The sequence below is a fragment of the Bradyrhizobium sp. 25ACV genome, from assembly GCF_054863005.1.
In genome coordinates this window covers 519,999-538,315 of record NZ_JAVAYO010000003.1, presented here as the reverse complement: position 1 = coordinate 538,315, position 18,317 = coordinate 519,999, and the positions used below count along the sequence as shown (strand labels likewise).

Here is an 18,317-nt window from a genome sequence, read left to right as displayed (position 1 = left end):
GAGGACGCCGAGCCCCGCAGCGCCTGGTTCCTTCCAGGACGCTGCAATTCCTAAGTCGATGTTCGACGCGGCACCGATCGATCAGGCGCGCCCGGATCTAAGGACTCATCGACTGTCTCTGAACGTCGTGCGGCGAGGCGGGTGCTGGGTAGCAGCGAAATGACGCTAGCAGGCTGTTGAAAAAGGTGCTCGCCGCCGACCGGTGACCGTGATTCATTGGCTCCGACGAGATTCGGAGATTGCGCGTGCGCGGCGGGGACAATCGAACAGGTGAGCTGTTCAGCTACGTTGACCTGGAGGCGCGGGTGCGCCGCGATCATCCGCTGCGGGCGATCCGGACGATCGTGAACGAGGCGCTGTCGGCGCTGGAGAGCGAGTTTGCGGCGCTCTATTCGCCGATTGGGCGGCCGTCGATTCCGCCGGAGAAGCTGCTGCGGGCGATGCTGTTGCAGGCGTTTTATTCGATCCGCTCGGAGCGGCTTCTGATGGAGCGGCTGGAATACGACCTGCTGTTCCGCTGGTTCGTCGGGATCGGCGTCGACAACGCGGCCTGGAACCATTCGGTGTTCTCGAAGAACCGCGACCGGCTGCTGGAAGGCGACATCGCTGCCAAATTCCTCGCGGCGTTGCTGGCGCAGCCCAAGGTGAAGAAGCTTCTGTCGAGCGATCACTTCTCGGTCGATGGCACGCTGATCGGGGCCTGGGCCTCGATGAAGAGCGTGGAGCCGAAGGACGGCTCTGGCGAGCCGCCGGCGCAAGGCGGCGGGCGCAATGCCGAAGCGGACTTCCATGGCCAGAAAGCTCGAATGACACCCATGCTTCGACCACCGATCCCGACGCTAGGCTCTACCGCAAGGGCAAAGGCAAGGAGACGAAGCTGTGCTTCATCGGGCATGGGCTGATGGAGAACCGCCACGGCCTGCTGGTCGACGCCTGCCTGACGCAGGCCGACGGGCATGCCGAACGAGTGGCCGCGCTGCACATGATCGAACCTCGTGCCGACCGGCCGACCGCGATCACGCCGGGCGCCGACAAAGCCTACGATGCAGAAGACTTCGTCAACGAGCTGCGCTCGATGAACGTGACGCCGCATGTGGCGCAGAACACCAGCGGCCGCAGCTCTGCGATTGACGGGCGAACGACCCGGCACGGCGGCTATGCCGTCAGCCAGCGCATCCGCAAGCGCATCGAGGAGGCATTCGGCTGGATCAAGACGGTCGCCGGGCAAGAAAAGACCAGCTTCCGTGGCCGTGAACGCGTCGGATGGGCCTTTACCTTCGCTGCGGTCGCCTACAATCTGGTGCGGCTGCCCAAGCTGATAGCGGAGGCCGGCTGATGGCCAAAGTGCCCGGCTTCGCCAAGGCCTTTGCCGGTCGCTGGCGCATCGTCGAGATGGACACTTGGGACAGTGACTTCCTCGATCTTGTCGAAGAGGCGCATCTCACCTTCGAGGGCAGGTCCGGCGGTGAAATTGCCTTCGGTGCGCTGAAGGGCTTTCTCGACGTCCGTTACGCCACGCGCGAGGGTTCGGCCTGCGCGGAATTCTCGTGGGAAGGGCACGACGAGAATGACCCCGTCTGCGGTCGCGGATGGGCTATGATCGGCACTGCGGGTAGGCTCGTCGGCCACTTCTATATACACAACGGCGATGACTCAGGCTTCGTTTGCGAACGCGGCTGAGTTCTTCAACAGCCTGCTAGGTGACTTCAAAGCCACTTATCATCAACATTGATTTCTTTCTTCTTCTTCTTGTTGGTGGGCCCGCCTGGACTCGAACCAGGAACCAGACCGTTATGAGCGGCGGGATAGCGACCGGCTGCGTTGAATATGCTGACTTTTGTTTGAATCTGATCGCGTTCGTTGCGCCTCGGCCGGGTCGTTTCTGGTGCGAAAGTGGTGCGGTGACGCCTGCTTATGCAAACGAGCCGGGCCTGACATCCGTAAGGTCTCCATCGCAGGACTCTCCTCACGATAATCATCAAGCGGATCGACTTTACTCTCTCAAGGCTGAAACAGGGGTTCGATGCCCCTAGGGAGCGCCAGCAACTCTTCTTACGCGCTGCGCCTTTCCCCTCAGCATTTTGATATCTCGGAAGAATTCAAAAGAGCTGTCTTCTGCACTTCCAAGAAAACGTCCAACATCTATTCCTATTAAAGCGCACAAAAGCGCGTCTAACCCTTGGGCAAATTTTGCGGATGTCGCCCATGCTAAGTTTGGTTCAGAGATGATTCCTAGCGCGCGTGCAGCATTCGATGACGCGTCGCGGTCAACTCTTGCCCGCGTGGTGCGGGTTCGACAGATCCAGGTTTTCACGAATGCGTTTCAGCCGGATGTGCTCGGCCAATCGCGCACAATAGACTTGCGCGCATCTATGCTGGTCGAACTGGTGAAGCATGGCCGCGTTGGGCAAGAAGTCGAAAGACTTGAGCGGCCTATTTCCGTGTGATGTCCTTGGCGATGCCGAAGAAATTATCCGGGTCGCCGCGTAGGCGGCCCTAGTTCTCGAATGAGACGATCTGCTTGCCAACGAGAGCTCGATCGGAAGTGCGTGCAGCAAATAGTGAAGAGATTTAGACGGCGGCAACCGCTCATATTCGCGATAGCTCGGCCGACGACGCCCTTCCTTTAGCGCGCTGAATCATCCAAAAGTTGTGGAGTGGCAAATCATCCAAAAGTTGTGGAAAAGATTACGCTCGCGATAAATTGTCTTCTGCTCCACTTCGTTGCTTATGCAATCCTGACGGAACTAGATCGTTTAATGCATTTTCTTTTCTGTCGATGTTTTGTGGAGGCAGCTCAACAGGATGAATTTTTGAATCCGTTCGCGGCAGCGGTAGTTTCTGAACTCGCCAAGCTGCACGCCCGTAGCATCACCGACCGAAACGGCGCTTGAGCCTGTTCGAACCGCTCAGGGGCCATTGTAGTTTTCCGCTTTTCGACCCTTGGGGGAGGAGCAGCGGGACGCTGTGTTAGCTGTATTCGAGGAATTTTTTTCAATCGTTGCGCGGGCTCTTGTGGGAACGCAGAAAGGCGCTACTACCCGATGGACGACAGGGGGCGTGATGACGCGGGGGCGTCGTTCGACAATCCGGAGGCTGAAACCCCATTCTCGCTGGATAGGCGGGAAGTCGTTGTTGGCTTGGCGGCCGGCGCCCTATTGGCGACCAAGCCCGCTGGCGCCGCCGATAGCGCAATCGCGCCTGATATTCGTCTCGTAAGAAATCCGGAGAAGCACGACGAAATTGGCGTTGCGATCGATTTCGGTCAGGGCCCGGACGCCGTTGCGATCGCCTTCTACGCGAGGAACATGGCGGCCAAGGCGCGGCCGCAAGGCTTCGCCGGCGCCAATATGGCGCTCGACAAGCTCGACAAGTTTGCATTCGACGACGTGCGTTTCTCGCGCGATCGCGGCGTCTATCGCCTGGAGCTCTCGTTCGCCGTTTTCAACGACAAGTGGATGGTATCCGGGAGCTTTTCTCGAAAGAGCAAAAGGCAGGCGACCAGCAAGGAGCCCGTCAAGCTCACGGAATTCGCCCAAGGTAAGGCCGAGCTTCAGTTCGAGCTTGATCTTGACCAGGCGGAACGGTTCCGGTGGGACCTGTTCGGCGAACGGCTCGAGGTCAAAGGCAAGGGCGCGATACTCGGGTTGAAGCTCTCATCCCTTGCGCCGGCGCGCGGATCGCTCTCTCCGTGGAGCGAAGCGCAACTGCGCTTTTCGCTCGCGCCTCGTCCGGACAGCAGCATGTGGGCGATCAAGGGCACTGTCTCGGTCAACAAGCTGTTGATCAGGCAGACGCGCGGCGACAAGGGCGACGGGTCCCGCATTCAGGAGACCCAGGAGTTCGCGAAGCTAAAGGTCAACAAGACTTATCAGGCGAACGCATGGCTCGGTGAGGCCAACGAACTGGCTTGGCGATTCCCGCCGGTTCCCCCTGCGGGGGTGAAGCTGGAGCCTGACGGCGACAAGACGGTCCTTCGTCCGGTGCCGGAGAAATATTTTATCGCCGACACGGATGCGGTGCGCAAGAAGCCTGTCATTGCCATCACCCACGATGCGCCGCCGACCAAGCTGACGTTGCGGCAATGGGGCGGGGATGCACGTGCGACCGTCGCGGCGCTCCGTGTGCCGCTGAAAGTCACGATCCTTGGCCCGCTCGAACCGGGCAAGCCCAAGCCACCTCCGGCGGTGTTTCATCTGGCCGATGCGTTGCTGATGCGCCAGGACATCGGAGTAGCTCCGAAGGCTCTTACCGGGCCGGGCGATGTCCCCGGCGAGGCGATCGAAGAAACGCTCAGTGGGCGGCTTCGCGAGAAGGCCTTCGCCGTCGATACCGTCTACGGGACGTTCATCGTCGAAGGCGATCCCCTGCCGAAACAGAAAGATGCGTCGAACAATTTCGGCGACAAACCCGGATCGGGATCGAAAGCGGCCGGTCAGAAACAGCCTACCGAGACCGCGGGCGCCGCGCCGCCTGCCGCCGCACCGGCGGAAAAGTCGGGCAATACCGACAAGCCAAAATCTGCATTCGGACAAGAGCTCGACCAGCCTTCCAGCTTCGCGGATCGCCCGGAAAAGGGTCTGACGCAGTTTCAACTGCGCGCGCGCGGTGGCGACATCTTCTTTTTTGACGCCAGGGCGCTGCTTCGGCAAATCTGCGTCGTGCTTCCCGACGCTGTGCCTCGGCCCAAGACGGACAAGCCGCCGGTCAGCTGGAGCAAGCGCGAATCCGCCGTGTGGAGCCGGCTCGATTTCGATGGCAGCGAAATCGCATTTCGCATCGACCTGCCCGAAGATCCAAAGACAGCGGATTTCAGCTTGCGGCGAGCCTGGCCAAGCGCGCGTGGGGTTGTGACGCTATGCGAGTTACCGCGTCCACTTCAGGATCTGAGCACGCTTGCGAAGATGGAGGCGCGCGAAGAGCCAAGGGGAACAAAGAACGAGAAGGAAACCGGCAAAGAAAAAGGAGCCGGGAAAGAGCCGAAGAATACCGAGCCAAAGGGTGAGCGACCGGCCCCGGTCGTGATCGCGCTCGATGGCGCCCGGCTGCGCGCCAGGAGGGACTCCGACAATCTCGCGCTGACATTCCAGTTTGCGCGCATGGCGCTGGAACTGGGTCTGGGTGGTGGCCGCATTGTTACGAATGCGGAACTCAGCGGCGGTGGCACCGGCCAGACCGCGAAATCCGTCGACGGAGCGCGGAAGTTCGACGATCGCTCCCTGCTAATCGTGAACTTTCCGCCGCAGCATGTGGCCGAAATGGCCTATTTCCGCCAGGTCAACGATGGCGTGACCCTGCCGGATGTGCTCGGCCATCTTCGCGATGATCAGGACTTCAAGGAGGGTCTGGCGGATTGGAGGAAGGCGCTTCCCGGCAGTGGCAAGGACGTCAAACGCGAAGGCGTTTTTGTTGGCGAGCGCACCAAAGCGACCGGACAGCAGCCAGACGGAACGGCTGCAACAACACCGGCCCCGACGGAAGAAGAGAAGGCCGCCATGCGTGGCCTGGAGGAGATCGTTGCTCTGACCAAGGGCGGCGGCGACAAAGTCGATTGGCAGAGCAAGCTTGGCCTGAAGCCCGCGGACTTCGAAAAGCTTTGGAACACCTGGGCCGCGCTGCCGCCCGACCAGCGCCAGTATTATCTCGGTCCTTCCGCGGACGCGATCGATCCGGATGTTCGCAAGGTCCTGTTGCAGGTCTGGCGCGCTTATCGCGCCGCGAATCCGGACGTCGCGCGTCCCGGCAACGAAGATGAGAAAGCTGAATCGAAATTTCAAGAATTGCTGGCGCGGCTTCCAGATGTCGAACTTTCAGCCGATGTCGAAAACGATATTGAAGCGCGCTTGTCCGTCGCGGATAGCAAGGATGATCCGAAGAAAGGCTTGCCGGCGGATCGCACTGACCGGATTATCAAAGAGAAAGCGAAGCGGAGTAATGATTTCGTCCTGGTTTCCAGGATGTATGCTGAAACAACGGACGTGCCCCGGCCAACTGACCTTACGGCCCAATATTCCGGACGCGAGGAGATCCGGAAAACGTGGAAAGCCAAGAAGGACAATCGTGACGCGATCTCGAAATTCGTCCGCAGTGTTGTTCGTAGCTACGAGGAAGAGGCCTTCGGCGAGAAGGAGCGATTCAAGCCGATAACACCGGCGAGGCTGTCGGGGCCATCGCGTCTGGTTTTCCGCTTCGATGCAGCCGGAGGCAGCTTTGACGACCCGGACAGGGACAAGCGCAGCAGCCTAGGCGAAGACCAAGAGCAGCTTCGCTCGATCCACTTCTCCTTCGAGGGCCTGACCAATTGGGGACGTTTCGATCTCGCGGTCGCGCGGCGCGCCGAGACGCTCGAACTCCAGCCCGGTGGTCGCGTTCCGCATGCCAGCATGCGCGCGCTGGACCTAGATCCCCAGAGAATTCTGCTGCATCAGGGCGTTCAGCCCGGACGCTCGATCGACGGGCGCTTGCGGGACATCCTGGCGAGCCTGCAGCCGCCGACCCAGGACGAGACGGCCATTGAACTGCCCTTCCGGCTCGTGTTGTCGCCTGATCAGTTCGGACGCTTTCGAACGCGCCGCGTGGTCGAACCCGGTGTCGTGCGCGACACCGATCCGAAGCCGGATCGCGACGAGCAGCTCTCGGAGCTGTGGACGGCGAACCTTCAGGTCGGGGCAGCCAAACCAGTCGTGCGTGCGATCTGGTCAGACGATTTTCTTCCCGGCGCGCTCGATGGCGGGCCGTCTCCCGTGCGCGGGCCATACGCGCCGTGGGAAGTGCCTGCAAAAGGAGCAGAGGGCGCAACCCCGTTCCGCACCGCGCTCGACGCCTATGACCGGCACGAAATCGTTGCGCTGAGCTCGGTTTACGGGCTGCCGGTGATGGGCCGGCGCAATGAACTCAACAATCTGATCGACGCCAGCCAGTTCGAGCCGCCCAAGTCCTACAAGCTCGACAGGCTGAAGCAGTATCCCCTTGGCGGCGGCAGGACGGACGACCTCAGCGGAATCTACAATCCGTCGTCGCTCAATGTCACCGAATTGCGGCTGACCGCGTTGGGCGGCTCGTTGCGGCACGATACGACTTTCATCCCACCCGCCTCGGCCATTCGGTTGCTCAAAGGGAAAGAGAAGGACAAAGAGAAGAACATCTTCGATGCCTTCACGATCGAGCGGTGGCGTCAGATCACGGTGCTCGGCCGCGATATCGAGGTCGAGGTCGTCTACAAGGGATTCCTGTTTCCGCTCGGCGTGCGCGCGACGCTGGTCAAACTGACCGAGCGCCTCTTCATGCGTGCAGGTGATGGGCCGGTGACGGCCTTTCTCGTCCAACGCAAGTTCATTCGGATCGGCAAGAAGACAAAGGAATATCCCGCGGTCGGCGAGGCCGACAAGGGATATCGTTTTCCGGTCAACGAACTGACAATGCTCACGCTTGAAACGCCCGATATCGTCGATCCGGACATTCTCGACTCGGCGGACATGATTGCGGCGTCGGACAAGGCCGTCCCGGGCGTCGGGAAGCTCGGCTTCCGTGTCCGTCCCAACGGCACGATCGATTTCACCAGGGACAACTCATCGAGGGAACTGGCGGATTTCCTTCCCGGCCTGTGCTTCTGGCCGCGGCTTCGTCCGTCCGAGGCGGGCAATTTCAATTTCGAATTTAGGGTCGAGAACGACGCCACGCCGCTGCGGATGCCGATGATCTTCGTCGACAATCGCGCGGCGAACAACCAGGATACCATGGCGGCGCTCACCGCTTACTACAACGGTATAATCGGAAAGAATCCGGGCGGCCGGGACAATCTGGCGCTTCGCACAGTCCGGATGGGTGGCGCCAGCCGCCGCTACGCCGACGAAAACAAGGACGGTGAATGCCACTTCGAGACGTTCAGCTGGGAGATCCGCGGCGAAGGACGAGCCGGCAACGACACGGACAAGAGGCCAAACGCCTATTTTGCATCCGACCCGCTGCTGCAGGGCAGCGACCAGCCGCCATTCTATCCCTATATCCATCGGGCCCGAATCCGGATCGGCCAGGCCGAGCGCTTCGTCGGGCGTCCGCTTGATCCTCAATGGGTACGATTCTACGAGGGCTATCGCAAGGCAGGCTTCACGGGCACCGAGCGCTATCTGGAGATAGTTGACGAAGTCGACACGCCGAAACCCGAAGACGAAGTCAAAATCGTCCTTCCGCTTGACATGGGGGAGGCGGGTGATCGATCCGGTGGCATCGGTCGCCCGGCGATGGATGTCAAATTTCTCTCCCGTCGCTTCGGTTTGTTGCCGGGGGGAGATGAGCTGGTTCCGAAAACCGTTGATGCTCCGCAATCCGCAACAGCAACAGGCGTGGGCGGACAAGAAACGGCGCCGGGAGAGCCTCCACCACCGCCGCCGCCACCCAAGTTCGACCTGAATTCGTTCTTCAGCGGCGACGCGAAGCTGCTTGGGCTGCTGACCTTCAGTGAATTGCTCGAAACGATCACAGGCAGCGCGATGCCTGAGCTGAAGGAACAGGTCGATGCTGCAACCGAACAGACGGCGGGATTTCTCAAGCAAACCGTGCTGCCCGAGGTCGAGCGCTCCCTGAAGTCGTTGGAGCAGATGTGGGAGACTGCGCAGCGTAAGCTGTCCAGCCAGGCCGCTGCCGCCGGCGACGTCGTCCGGCTCGACATCAACGAAATCTATCCCGATATCGCGCCGGCTCTGAAGAACCTCATCGGCAAGGTCAAGCAAGCCGAAACAGTATCTGGTCTGGACCTGGTCGGCGCCATGTCGGAGGTGCAAACCAGCGGCCGGAAGTTCGTGACAGCAGTCAGCCGGACCCTGGCCGATCCAATCACGCCGCTTCGTGAGGATCTGCGCGGTCAGTTCCGCAAGATCAGCATCGAGATCAACAAGTTCGGTGCCGGTTTGCCGGCACTGATCGAGGGCGCACTGAAGGACATCGTCACAGCCCAGGTCGATAAATTCGAAGAGACTATTGCGGTCAAGCTCAAGGAGCGCATTGCGAAAATTAAGCCTTTCACGCGGCTTGTGCTGTCACTGCCGGTTCCCGAAGGCGTCGATTCGGGTCTTTCCGATACGGCCAAGCAAGAGCTGGCCGAAACGCTGGATCACGCCATCGCAGTGGGTGTTATCAAGCTAGCCGTCACGGTCATGAAGCCGGAGACGCTTGCCAAAAACACGCTCGACGCGGCGCTTGTCGCGGCTATCGAAGCTGCAAAGAACGATCTTGAGACGAACAGTCAAGCCTTGAAGGGCGCTATTGCCGCCTACAAAAAACAGGCGGAGGACTTCATCGCCGAGGCGAACAGCGCCGCCGGTGAGGCACAGCAGCAAGTTCTTCGGCGTGTGAAGGGCGCGCTCTATCCCGGACTGTTCGAGACCATTGGCCTGATACCCGAACTCAAGAGGCAGTTCGAAAGTCTCGTGGGGAAGATCAAGGCCGCAAACGGCAAGGATCTCCTCGAAATTGCGGCCGATCATATCGGCGCGGCAATGAAGGCGATGCTGACGGAGCTCATCCAGAGCAAAGCCAGCGAACTCTGCAACAATCTCGTCAGTGACATAGCGAAGCTTGCCGATCAGGTATTGATACCGGCCAAGGCTACCGCCGACCGAACCGATATCACCAAGCTGGCGGATGCGGTTAAAAAATTCGTCAGCGTGTTCCCGCTCGACAACAACTTAACATCGGAAGCGACCAAGCTCAAGGATCAGTTCGAGGCTATCGATAAACGCGCAGCGAACGCCATCAAGCGTTACAAGGAGATCCGAGGTCGGCTGACGGAGGCTGGTCTTCGAGATGTCTGTAGCGTGGCTCCCGGAAAATCAGCAATCGCCGTACAACTGGCTGGCGAACTGAACGAGCTGATGGCCTTGAAGCAAGTCGTCGGCCAATGGGTGGTGGCTGCGCTCAGACTTTGTGAGCAAAACCTGACCGACAAGGTCAAGCGGACAGAACTCAACAGTCAAGGCCTTTGGGAACTCTTCAAGACCGCGCTTAACTCTTCCGATCCGAAGAAGGAGGTGAATGATCTTATCAGGCAACTGGTTGGCTTTGTTGGTGCGACCGATGTGGTTCGGACAACGTGGACAAACGTCGTCAATATCGTGCGGGAGATGTCTGCCGCGAACGCGGCCGCCAAGGATACTCTCGCCACCATCGAGAAGGAGATAGCACCGTTCCCCGCTGTTCTTGAAAAAATCCAGGCTGCGATCAAACTTGCGGAAGACAAAGACCCATTGGACGCCATGCGCGTCGCTATCGTGGTCCTTGACGGCGTCAAGGATAGAACCAGCGACGAACTGTACAAGCGCATTTCGTCGAGCCTGACGAAGGAACTCGAGAAAAAGGAAGGCGAACAAGAGCTCTATGCGTTCATCTTCGACCCGAACGAGCGGGCGCGCGGCGTTGTCAGGATTGTCGACGGTGTAGACCGCCAGCTGCGATCTCTGCTCGGTAAGGCGCTCACCACCGTTGACGGCACGCGAAGGGCCATGATCGAAACGATTGGTCGTGCCGCAGCCCCCATCTTCGTTGCCCTGAACGATACGGTCTACAAGAATGTCGCGACCCTGCGCAGGGACGGGATAGAGGCACTCACGCCGGGTCAGGACCCGAGCAAGTCGACGCTGCGGCAGATCGTGGCCAAGCTCCTTAAGGTCCTCAAAGCGCCGAACGGCCAGCCGCTGCAGGATCTTTTCGCTGTGCCAGGCGCCGACGGCAAAGACAAGCTCGAATCGGACATCAAGCGTGTCGCGAGCTTGGCCGACTTCGGTGCCGGTACCGATGTGACAGATGCCGCTATCGACTCCTATGTTGCCGACCTGGCGGCGCTTGCTGACGATTGGACCAAGGGCACGGCAGCGCCGCTCGTTCTGTTGAACAATCTTCGCGCGGTGCTTGCGGCGGTCTTGAAGGGTGACCTGGCGCAGTTCGTCGACTTAAATCTGATCCGTCAGCAGGTCGACCAAGCCATCCGCACCATGGTCCCTGCACGGGTCAGTCGCAGCTTCGATCTCAAGATCAAGGTGAAGGATCTCGGGAAGCTGGTGTTGTTCGAAGGTAAGGAAGAAAACGCCAGGAAACTGGGACTACCCAAGCAGCACCCGAAGGGAATTCCTCTCACGTTGGTGCTCCGTGCCACTGGCATTGTCGATCTGCTGGAGCCGAAGAATTCAACCTTCGATGCGGAAGGCTATCTGCCCGGGTTTGCATTGCAGTTGCTGCCGTCGTTCGACGTTGTGACGTTCTCTTTCCCGCCCACGACGTTCACGGCCGGGCTTGGCAAGCCGTTCCATGTCTCGCTCAAGGTCGAGGACGTGAAACTTGGCGATAAGGTCAAGTTTCTGCAGGACATTCAGTCGATTCTTCCCGCGCCGAAGAGCGGGAAGGGCTTTTTTATCCGGATGCTGAAGGGCCGCGGCAGCCTCGGCATCGTCGCCGGCTACGCGCTGCCGATTTCGCCGATCACGATCGGCAACATGTTCATCGACCAGTTGTCGCTGAACATTGCCGCCGAACTGCCGTTCGACAAAGGCGATGCGCGCTTCATCATGAGCGTGAGTAGACCTGAGGCGCCCTTTGTCATCGCTGTGGCGCCATATGCCGGTGCCGGGCACTTTGGGTTGATCGCAAATCCGAAGGGCATCGTCGGATTTGAGGCCTCGTTCCAGTTCGGCGGCGGTGGTGGATTCTCGTTCGGACCGTTGACGGGCAAGGGACGGATTTCGGTCGGGGTTTTCGTCCGCAAGATCGAGGGGCTGACGGAGCTTTACGGCACGTTCTATGTCGGCGGTTCGGCGCGAATTGCCTGCTTCGCGGTCGGCGCGGAGTTGTATGTCCGACTCAGTCACCAGAATGGCGACATGGCTGGAGAGGCGATTTTCACATTCAGCTTCTCGATCGGCATCAAGGACATCGAGTACTCGGTGACGGTCTTCAAACGCGAGTCCGGCAGTTCCAGCAAGAGCGAGGGCTCGCTGGACGACCGCAAGACGATCGATCTCGCAGCCGACGAATTCCGCGAAGTGTATGCGCAGGCAGGCACACCGGCCGCGCCGCTTCCCGGTAGATCGCTGAAGTGTGCTCGGCTCGTCAACGCGACGTTCTGCAAGGCTGAGGATTACGACGTCTATCGCAGTTACTTCAGCCATCCCGGCACGGTCCGAAAGCCGCCGGAACGGGCCAAGCCGGCCAAACTGGCTGCGCCCGTTCAGTCGAAGGGCAAGGGCAAGAAGAGCGGCGGCGCAGCCGCAGCTAGAGCGTCAGCGAAAGTCAATGCCTGGGTGATGAAATGAATGCAAAGGTTTCCATCAGCGGCCGTGTGATCGCAGCCGGACCGGTCGGGAACGACAAGGTTCGCCTGACGATCTCGTTCATGCCGGGGCCGGCCGGGCAAGGCATCGTCGATGTCGATGTGGAAACCTGGCCGCAATGGACCAGGAAGATAGAAGAGGCAATTGCGGATGCGGCGTTCAAGACCAAGTGGCTGAGGCTAGTGGTGGCGGAGATTGCCCTCGAGGATGGGAAACGGAAGCAACCTCCGACAGCCCCGGCGAAGTCCGTTGCCCTCAGTTACGCGTCGGAAATCGATCTCGGAAAGATTCAGGAATTGTGGGAGGAGGTCGCCATTCATGCCCTTCGTGGGCACGAGGACATGAAGGGGTTCGAACTTAGCGAACAGAAGAGGGATGCGCTGTTGCCGAGATTTTGGGACGGAGTTGCCGCCGTCTTCAACGTCGAGCAGGCGCGGCGATATACCAGCAATTCGAACGGCAAGACAATTCCGAACGTGCTTGGCACCGGTCGTGCCGACGCCGCCGTCTTGCACCTGATGGCGAGGGCCAAGCAGCTCTTCAACCGCATCCAGTCGAGGGGGACTGACGCGTTCAAGGCCGATCTTGACGGCACAATAACGGGACAGGATCAGCCGGCAGACCTCAAGGACGATTGGAAAAAGGACACTCCGGAGGCAAGGGCGGCCCTCGATAAGGCGCTGAAAGTTGCGCAGGACCACGAACGCAACAAAATCCTGACTGCTGCAGCGGGCTTCCTGAGCGAAAGTAAGGACTACCTTGTTAGAGCTAAGACCGCGATCGAGCAGGCAAATAAGGGAACGGACGAGGCGATCCTAGATTACACGCGCGGCGACGTGCCGGTTACGTTGTCCGGCCAGCCCCTCAAGAAGCTGCTGGAGGACAATGACGCGTTACTGCTCGGCAGGGTTCAAAATCTGCATCTCGCATCGCTGTTGCCTGATGATCCAGGGACGGACAATTATCGTCCGAAGGGGGCGCAAAAGGCCGACAAAGTATCGAGCCTGGAACGCGGCAGGCCTGCGGCGCCGGTCGGCGAAAGCACCGACTTTGTCGCCCGAACGTTTGTCGCTGCGATTCGCAGTTCGCCGATGTTGGCGCGGCTTTTCCGCTTCGTGATCGATGTCGATGTCGAACTTCCCGATGCATTCAGGAAGACGACCAATCGGGACGGAGCCGACCACGACAGCGTCGCCTTTGCGTTTCTGGCTATCGGCTTTGCTGCCCAGAAGCCGGAAGGTGCAGGCGAGCCTATCCCGGTTGACAACCTGCTCTTCAGCATCGCCAAGGCCACATTTGCCCAGCAGGATGTGCTCGCGACGCAATTTCATCCAGCGATCAAGTCGGGCAGCATTACCGGCTTCTGGCCAGCGACACGGGAAGAAGTTGATCTGCGCTGCAATAAGAAGTCAATCACGCACATTCGCAAGACGGGTGCCGTGAGCCAGATCGATGGTGTCGTCGACCTCGGCCAGGGGATCGACGAGACTGATGAAGCGAAGCGGAGCCCCCGCTTCGACATCGTGACGATTGATCCGGTGTCGGCCATGGAGGCTTCGGTTCGGAATGCTCGCAGGCATGGGGCTCTGTCGGTTTCCGAACCCTTGCTGGAACTTGCCAAGGGTAGCCCACGAAGTGCTTACCAAGAGATCGAGCCGGGACTCGTAACGCAGGGCATGGCAATCGTGGATCGGCGACGCGCCGAAAGTGTCGCCAGGGAAGTCATGTCGGCGGACCGCGATCCTGGTTTTAAGCTCCGCGTGCTCGACGCGGACGATCTGACCATCGGTTATCGAATCGACGTGGCGATCAGGATCGGGGAGAAGCAGGCCGAATGGCGCAGCCTGATGGAACGGGAGATCGACTACCGACGCGCCGGTCACGAGCATGACAAGAACAAGGACGAGTTTCGCGAATGGTTCGATAAGCTCGGGTTGTCGTTCGAATCGCCAAGACGCCGTGACTATGACGCCGGCACGATGATGCCGACGTCACGCCGTCGTCTCTTCAAAAAGGAAGACGAAACGACCGGCGAAATGATTCATGCCGAGGAACGGCTCGCGACCTGGACGGGTGATCCGCTAGGACTGAATTGCCACAGTGACGAAATCACTGTGCGACCGGGCAGCGACATCGGCATTTCCCGCAGCTATTCGTTGCCGAGCGAGGCCGACGAAGACGACCGCAAGGCTTGGCCGTTGCGTTACGGCTGGGCGTACCGGTTCGGCATCCGGCCGGTTTGGCTTGGTGGCGCATCGTTGTCTCTTGGCGAGGCGACGTTACGCTACGACAAGGAGATCGTCGACCTTCGCGGTGTGACCTTGCCGAGCGCGCTCAAGGTGGGCGACATCCAGGCCGACAGCTGGCGCCGCTTCCTGCGGCACGAGCCAATCCTCTCACCCGTCCTGTTGCTTCCGGAAGGTGTAGCCGTCAGCGACGGCAAATCGGAACTGCCGCCGCAATCCGGCATCCGGGCGATCCTGCGAACACTCGCAATCGACCTGCCGGCGGACAACGCACTGCTGACAAAATACAAGGATCGTCAGACCGTCGAGACCTGGCGCGTGATCCTGCCGCCTCAGATATCGCTCGATGAAGCGACGCGGCATGGAATGTTCGACCAGGACGATCAAATCGGGAAAGTCCCGCCTGGCGGGCTGCTCGCAATCGACTATGACACCGCGCTGAGTTCGACGACGGCTCCCCAGACCGATCTCGCCCAGAAGAAAAGCGGCTTTCCGACGAGCCTCCCGAAGCCGGCGGCAGGCGGGACGGACGACGATGACCCCGTGAAGGAAAATATCTTTCGTGTGCACGGCAAGCCCAAGAATGCCTCTGATCGCGCCCACGTTGCAGAGCAATACTATGTCGACCCGATGGCCACCAAGCTGGTGATTGCCGTTCGTCCCGACACCAACCGACCGGGAACCGGATATTTCGAGGGAGCACGTGCGCAGTTTGACGTGACCTCTGGCGTCATGCCGGTCGCGATCCGGATCAGGGCTGAATGGAAGCTGCGCGCCGTGGTTGGAGGCAAGAATCTCGCACAGAAGGATTTTTGGGAAAACGCGAGGGACAAGCGTGCCATCGACGGCAATGCCTGGAAAGGTGACGGGGGCGGAGCGAAGTTGATGGCGCATGTGCCCACACTGGTCCTCCATGCGGGCGAGGCGGTCGATCTCGATTGCTGGTTCGTCCCATCGGTGGAGCAATTGCGCAGCTACTTCGACTGGCCGGAGACCCTTGCGGTCAAGGCCTCCGTAGATGGCAAGATACCGACAGGGAAATTGGCCGATTACCGAAACGCCTTGATCGAGAAGCTCTACGATATGCTGACCCCGTCTCTGGCCGACGAGAGCAAACTGGACGATAAGGCGAAACAGAAAGCAAAGGACGAGACCGCAGAGAAAAAGCAGAAAGCCATTGCCGGTCTGAAGAAGAGTTTAGCGCGTTACGACGACAAGTCGCCGTGGGCAGGTTTCGCTAACATGCTTGCCGATCCGGCGGCGATCGCCGTTGCTGCCGAGCTTCTCCACGATCACATGATGCAGTTTCCGATACCGGAAATTTCGGCGATCCGCACCATCGATGCCGTCCATGCCATTGCGCAGCCGCCGCGTGCGCCGCAACTCGGCGCACTTGAGGTGGTGCGTACGCCGAGCGACGATCCCGGGCGTTTGACAGCTTTGAAGGCTGTGTCGGACGCGGTGGAGAAGGGCGATCCGATTCCGAAGGGGAATCGCGGAGATGATGGAATTTCGTTCGTCGGTACTGCCGGCATGGACCGCGATACATGCCGGCAACTGGAAATCCGAGCGCATTGCGTTTCGCCGGCGCGCAAGCTTTTCGACGATGCCGGCCGCGGGCGCACGGAGTTGCAGCGCCTCCTCGGTGAATGGCCTGGCCGTGTTGTGCCAAAAGACGGCGAACAGTCGAAAGCAGGTGATAATCCGTCGGAAGAATTTTTCCTGTCGCAAAGCGCCAAGCATCTTTTTGGCTTCGATGTCGATCGCCAAGGCAGGGTGTATCTTCCCAAGCAATGGATCACGTTGCTCCAGATGGATGACATCGTGGAAGAGCCAGGCATCGAATCGTTTGCGGCATTGGAATCGATCAATCTCGTCGAACAGCAGAAAATAACCCTGGAGCGACGTACCGGAAAATCGTCGGATACCAAAACGCAGAGGAAGGAAACCCCCATCCGCGCGGCTCCGCTGGATCGCTACTCGGATCGCCTGGCGCGCCAGATCATCGTTGCGCTCAGGGCGACCAGCAGGTTTGACGCTCATTTCCTTCACTTGCAGCCGAAAGACGATTTGCCCGAGACAATGTTCCCGCCTCAGCCGGACGACGCCGGACTGATCACCAGGATGAGTTACGATGACGCGGCCGACAAGATCTTGGGTCAGTTCGAGCGTCAGAAGCTGGATATCGAAGGCAAGGTGAAAACGCTCTGGATTCCTGCCACGGTGGCGCCGGCAAAGCCGCAGGTCCACGCGGTATTGCCGTCTTACGCCATCACCCGACGGGCGCCTCTGGAAGGTGGTGATTTCGAGCCGATGGCACGAAGCTGGTTCTACTGCCGCTCGCCCCGCATGCGCATCTTGTTGGACCGTCCGTGGTTTTCGTCCGGCGAGGGCGAGCGGCTTGGTCTGGTCGTGTGGCCGCCGCAACTGCGCGAGATCGCGTCGGTAAAGGAAGGCATCGCCGAACTGACGAAGGGCAACGTTCCGCGCTCCGTCCTGCACGATGGAACTTTGCCATCGGACGGCGCGATGAAACTTGCGGATTTCCTCGACGAAGATCTCGGGCCCGGCGGAAAGTTCACGACGCGCTGGGGCGCGGATCCCATCAGGAGCAACACCGGCGAACTCGGCCCGTTCGTTCCCCGGGAAGCCTTCGTCGACTTGCGTCCGGAAAACGATCTCGGCGACGTCGGCTATGAGCCTAAAGTTGCCATCCCCCTGGTCGACCTTCGGGCCGAGGATGATCAAAAGGCAAATGACGCGACCGCAGAGCAGCAAAATATCCACGATACACTGACAGCTTCCCTGATTACCTATGAGCCGCGCTTCGATGTGGAGAGCGAGAAGTGGTACATCGACGTCGCGCTCAATGCGGACCGTGTTTATGAACCCTTTGTTCGATTTGGGCTCGTCCGATATCAGGCGAACGCACTGCCCGGCCTGCAGGCTTCGGCGCCAGTCGTGTCCTGGGGGCAGGTCCTTCCGTTCCGGAGAGTCGACGTACACTGCTTCAAGCAGGATCGCGACCTTGTTATCAGGGTCTATGTCAGCGGTCCCGCCAGCGGTCGCCTGAATGAACGCGGTGCGGATGGAAAGGCGGAGACGGTGTTTCCGCGCATGCGCATCAGCGTCGTCACGACCAGCCCAACGGCGGCGGCCTTGCGCAACGAGCGGCTCGCGGTCACCCGGACGGAAGACGACAACCCCGCTCCGGCCGTAGTGTGGGCCGAGCATCGCGCACCTCCACCTGCGAGCGGGATGGAGCACGGTCCTCGCGTATGGTTTGCCAGATTTGTGGTTCCTGCCATTGAGAAGCGGCCGAACGATATCGAGCAGCAATATCACTCGGTCCTCGTTGAGGAGGTCGAAGACTTCCTGTCTACGGCCGATGAGATTGCCGCGCCGCAAGTCTTGGAAGCTGCGAAACCACAGGTAACGCAGCCGGGAGAAGCTCCCGCATATGCAGAGAACACGATTGTGCTGGAGCCTGTCGACGTTCGCCGCATTCCGCAGGACGAGCCCCCGGAAGGAATTTCGCGGAGCGGCCCGAGGTTTCTTGCCCGAGTCGACCTTACCGTCGATCGAATAGGCGTCTCCCCTCAACCGGAGACGTCCAAGACGCGGTCCAAAGAGTCGTCCTCTCCGGAGACGTCAAAACGGCCGCCCAGGAAGGCCAAGTATAGGCCACCGGTGTGGGCCGGCCGCCGCGCCGCTCCGAAGGGAGACGGCATCTGAATCGATTGGCCTGATGGCA

Annotated in this window: 3 protein-coding genes and 1 pseudogene; all 4 read left to right on the top strand. The window is 60.1% G+C overall.

Annotation, left to right across the window (positions count from 1 at the left end; all coding sequences use genetic code 11):
* The first annotated feature begins 245 nt into the window (after nt 1-245).
* Nucleotides 246-1,336, top strand: a pseudogene (locus tag RAD04_RS09635) (IS5 family transposase).
* A complete protein-coding gene (locus RAD04_RS09630) occupies nt 1,336-1,680 on the top strand; it encodes a hypothetical protein (RefSeq protein WP_461623568.1) in 345 nt (114 codons plus the stop codon). The pseudogene RAD04_RS09635 and the gene RAD04_RS09630 overlap by 1 nt, the downstream one beginning before the upstream one ends.
* 1,364 nt (nt 1,681-3,044) lie before the next feature.
* A complete protein-coding gene (locus tag RAD04_RS09625; RefSeq protein WP_461623567.1) occupies nt 3,045-12,299 on the top strand; it encodes a hypothetical protein in 9,255 nt (3,084 codons plus the stop codon).
* Complete coding sequence (locus RAD04_RS09620; RefSeq protein WP_461623566.1) at nt 12,296-18,298, top strand: hypothetical protein; 6,003 nt, start codon at nt 12,296-12,298, stop codon at nt 18,296-18,298. The genes RAD04_RS09625 and RAD04_RS09620 overlap by 4 nt, the downstream gene beginning before the upstream one ends.
* Nucleotides 18,299-18,317: the final 19 nt, after the last annotated feature.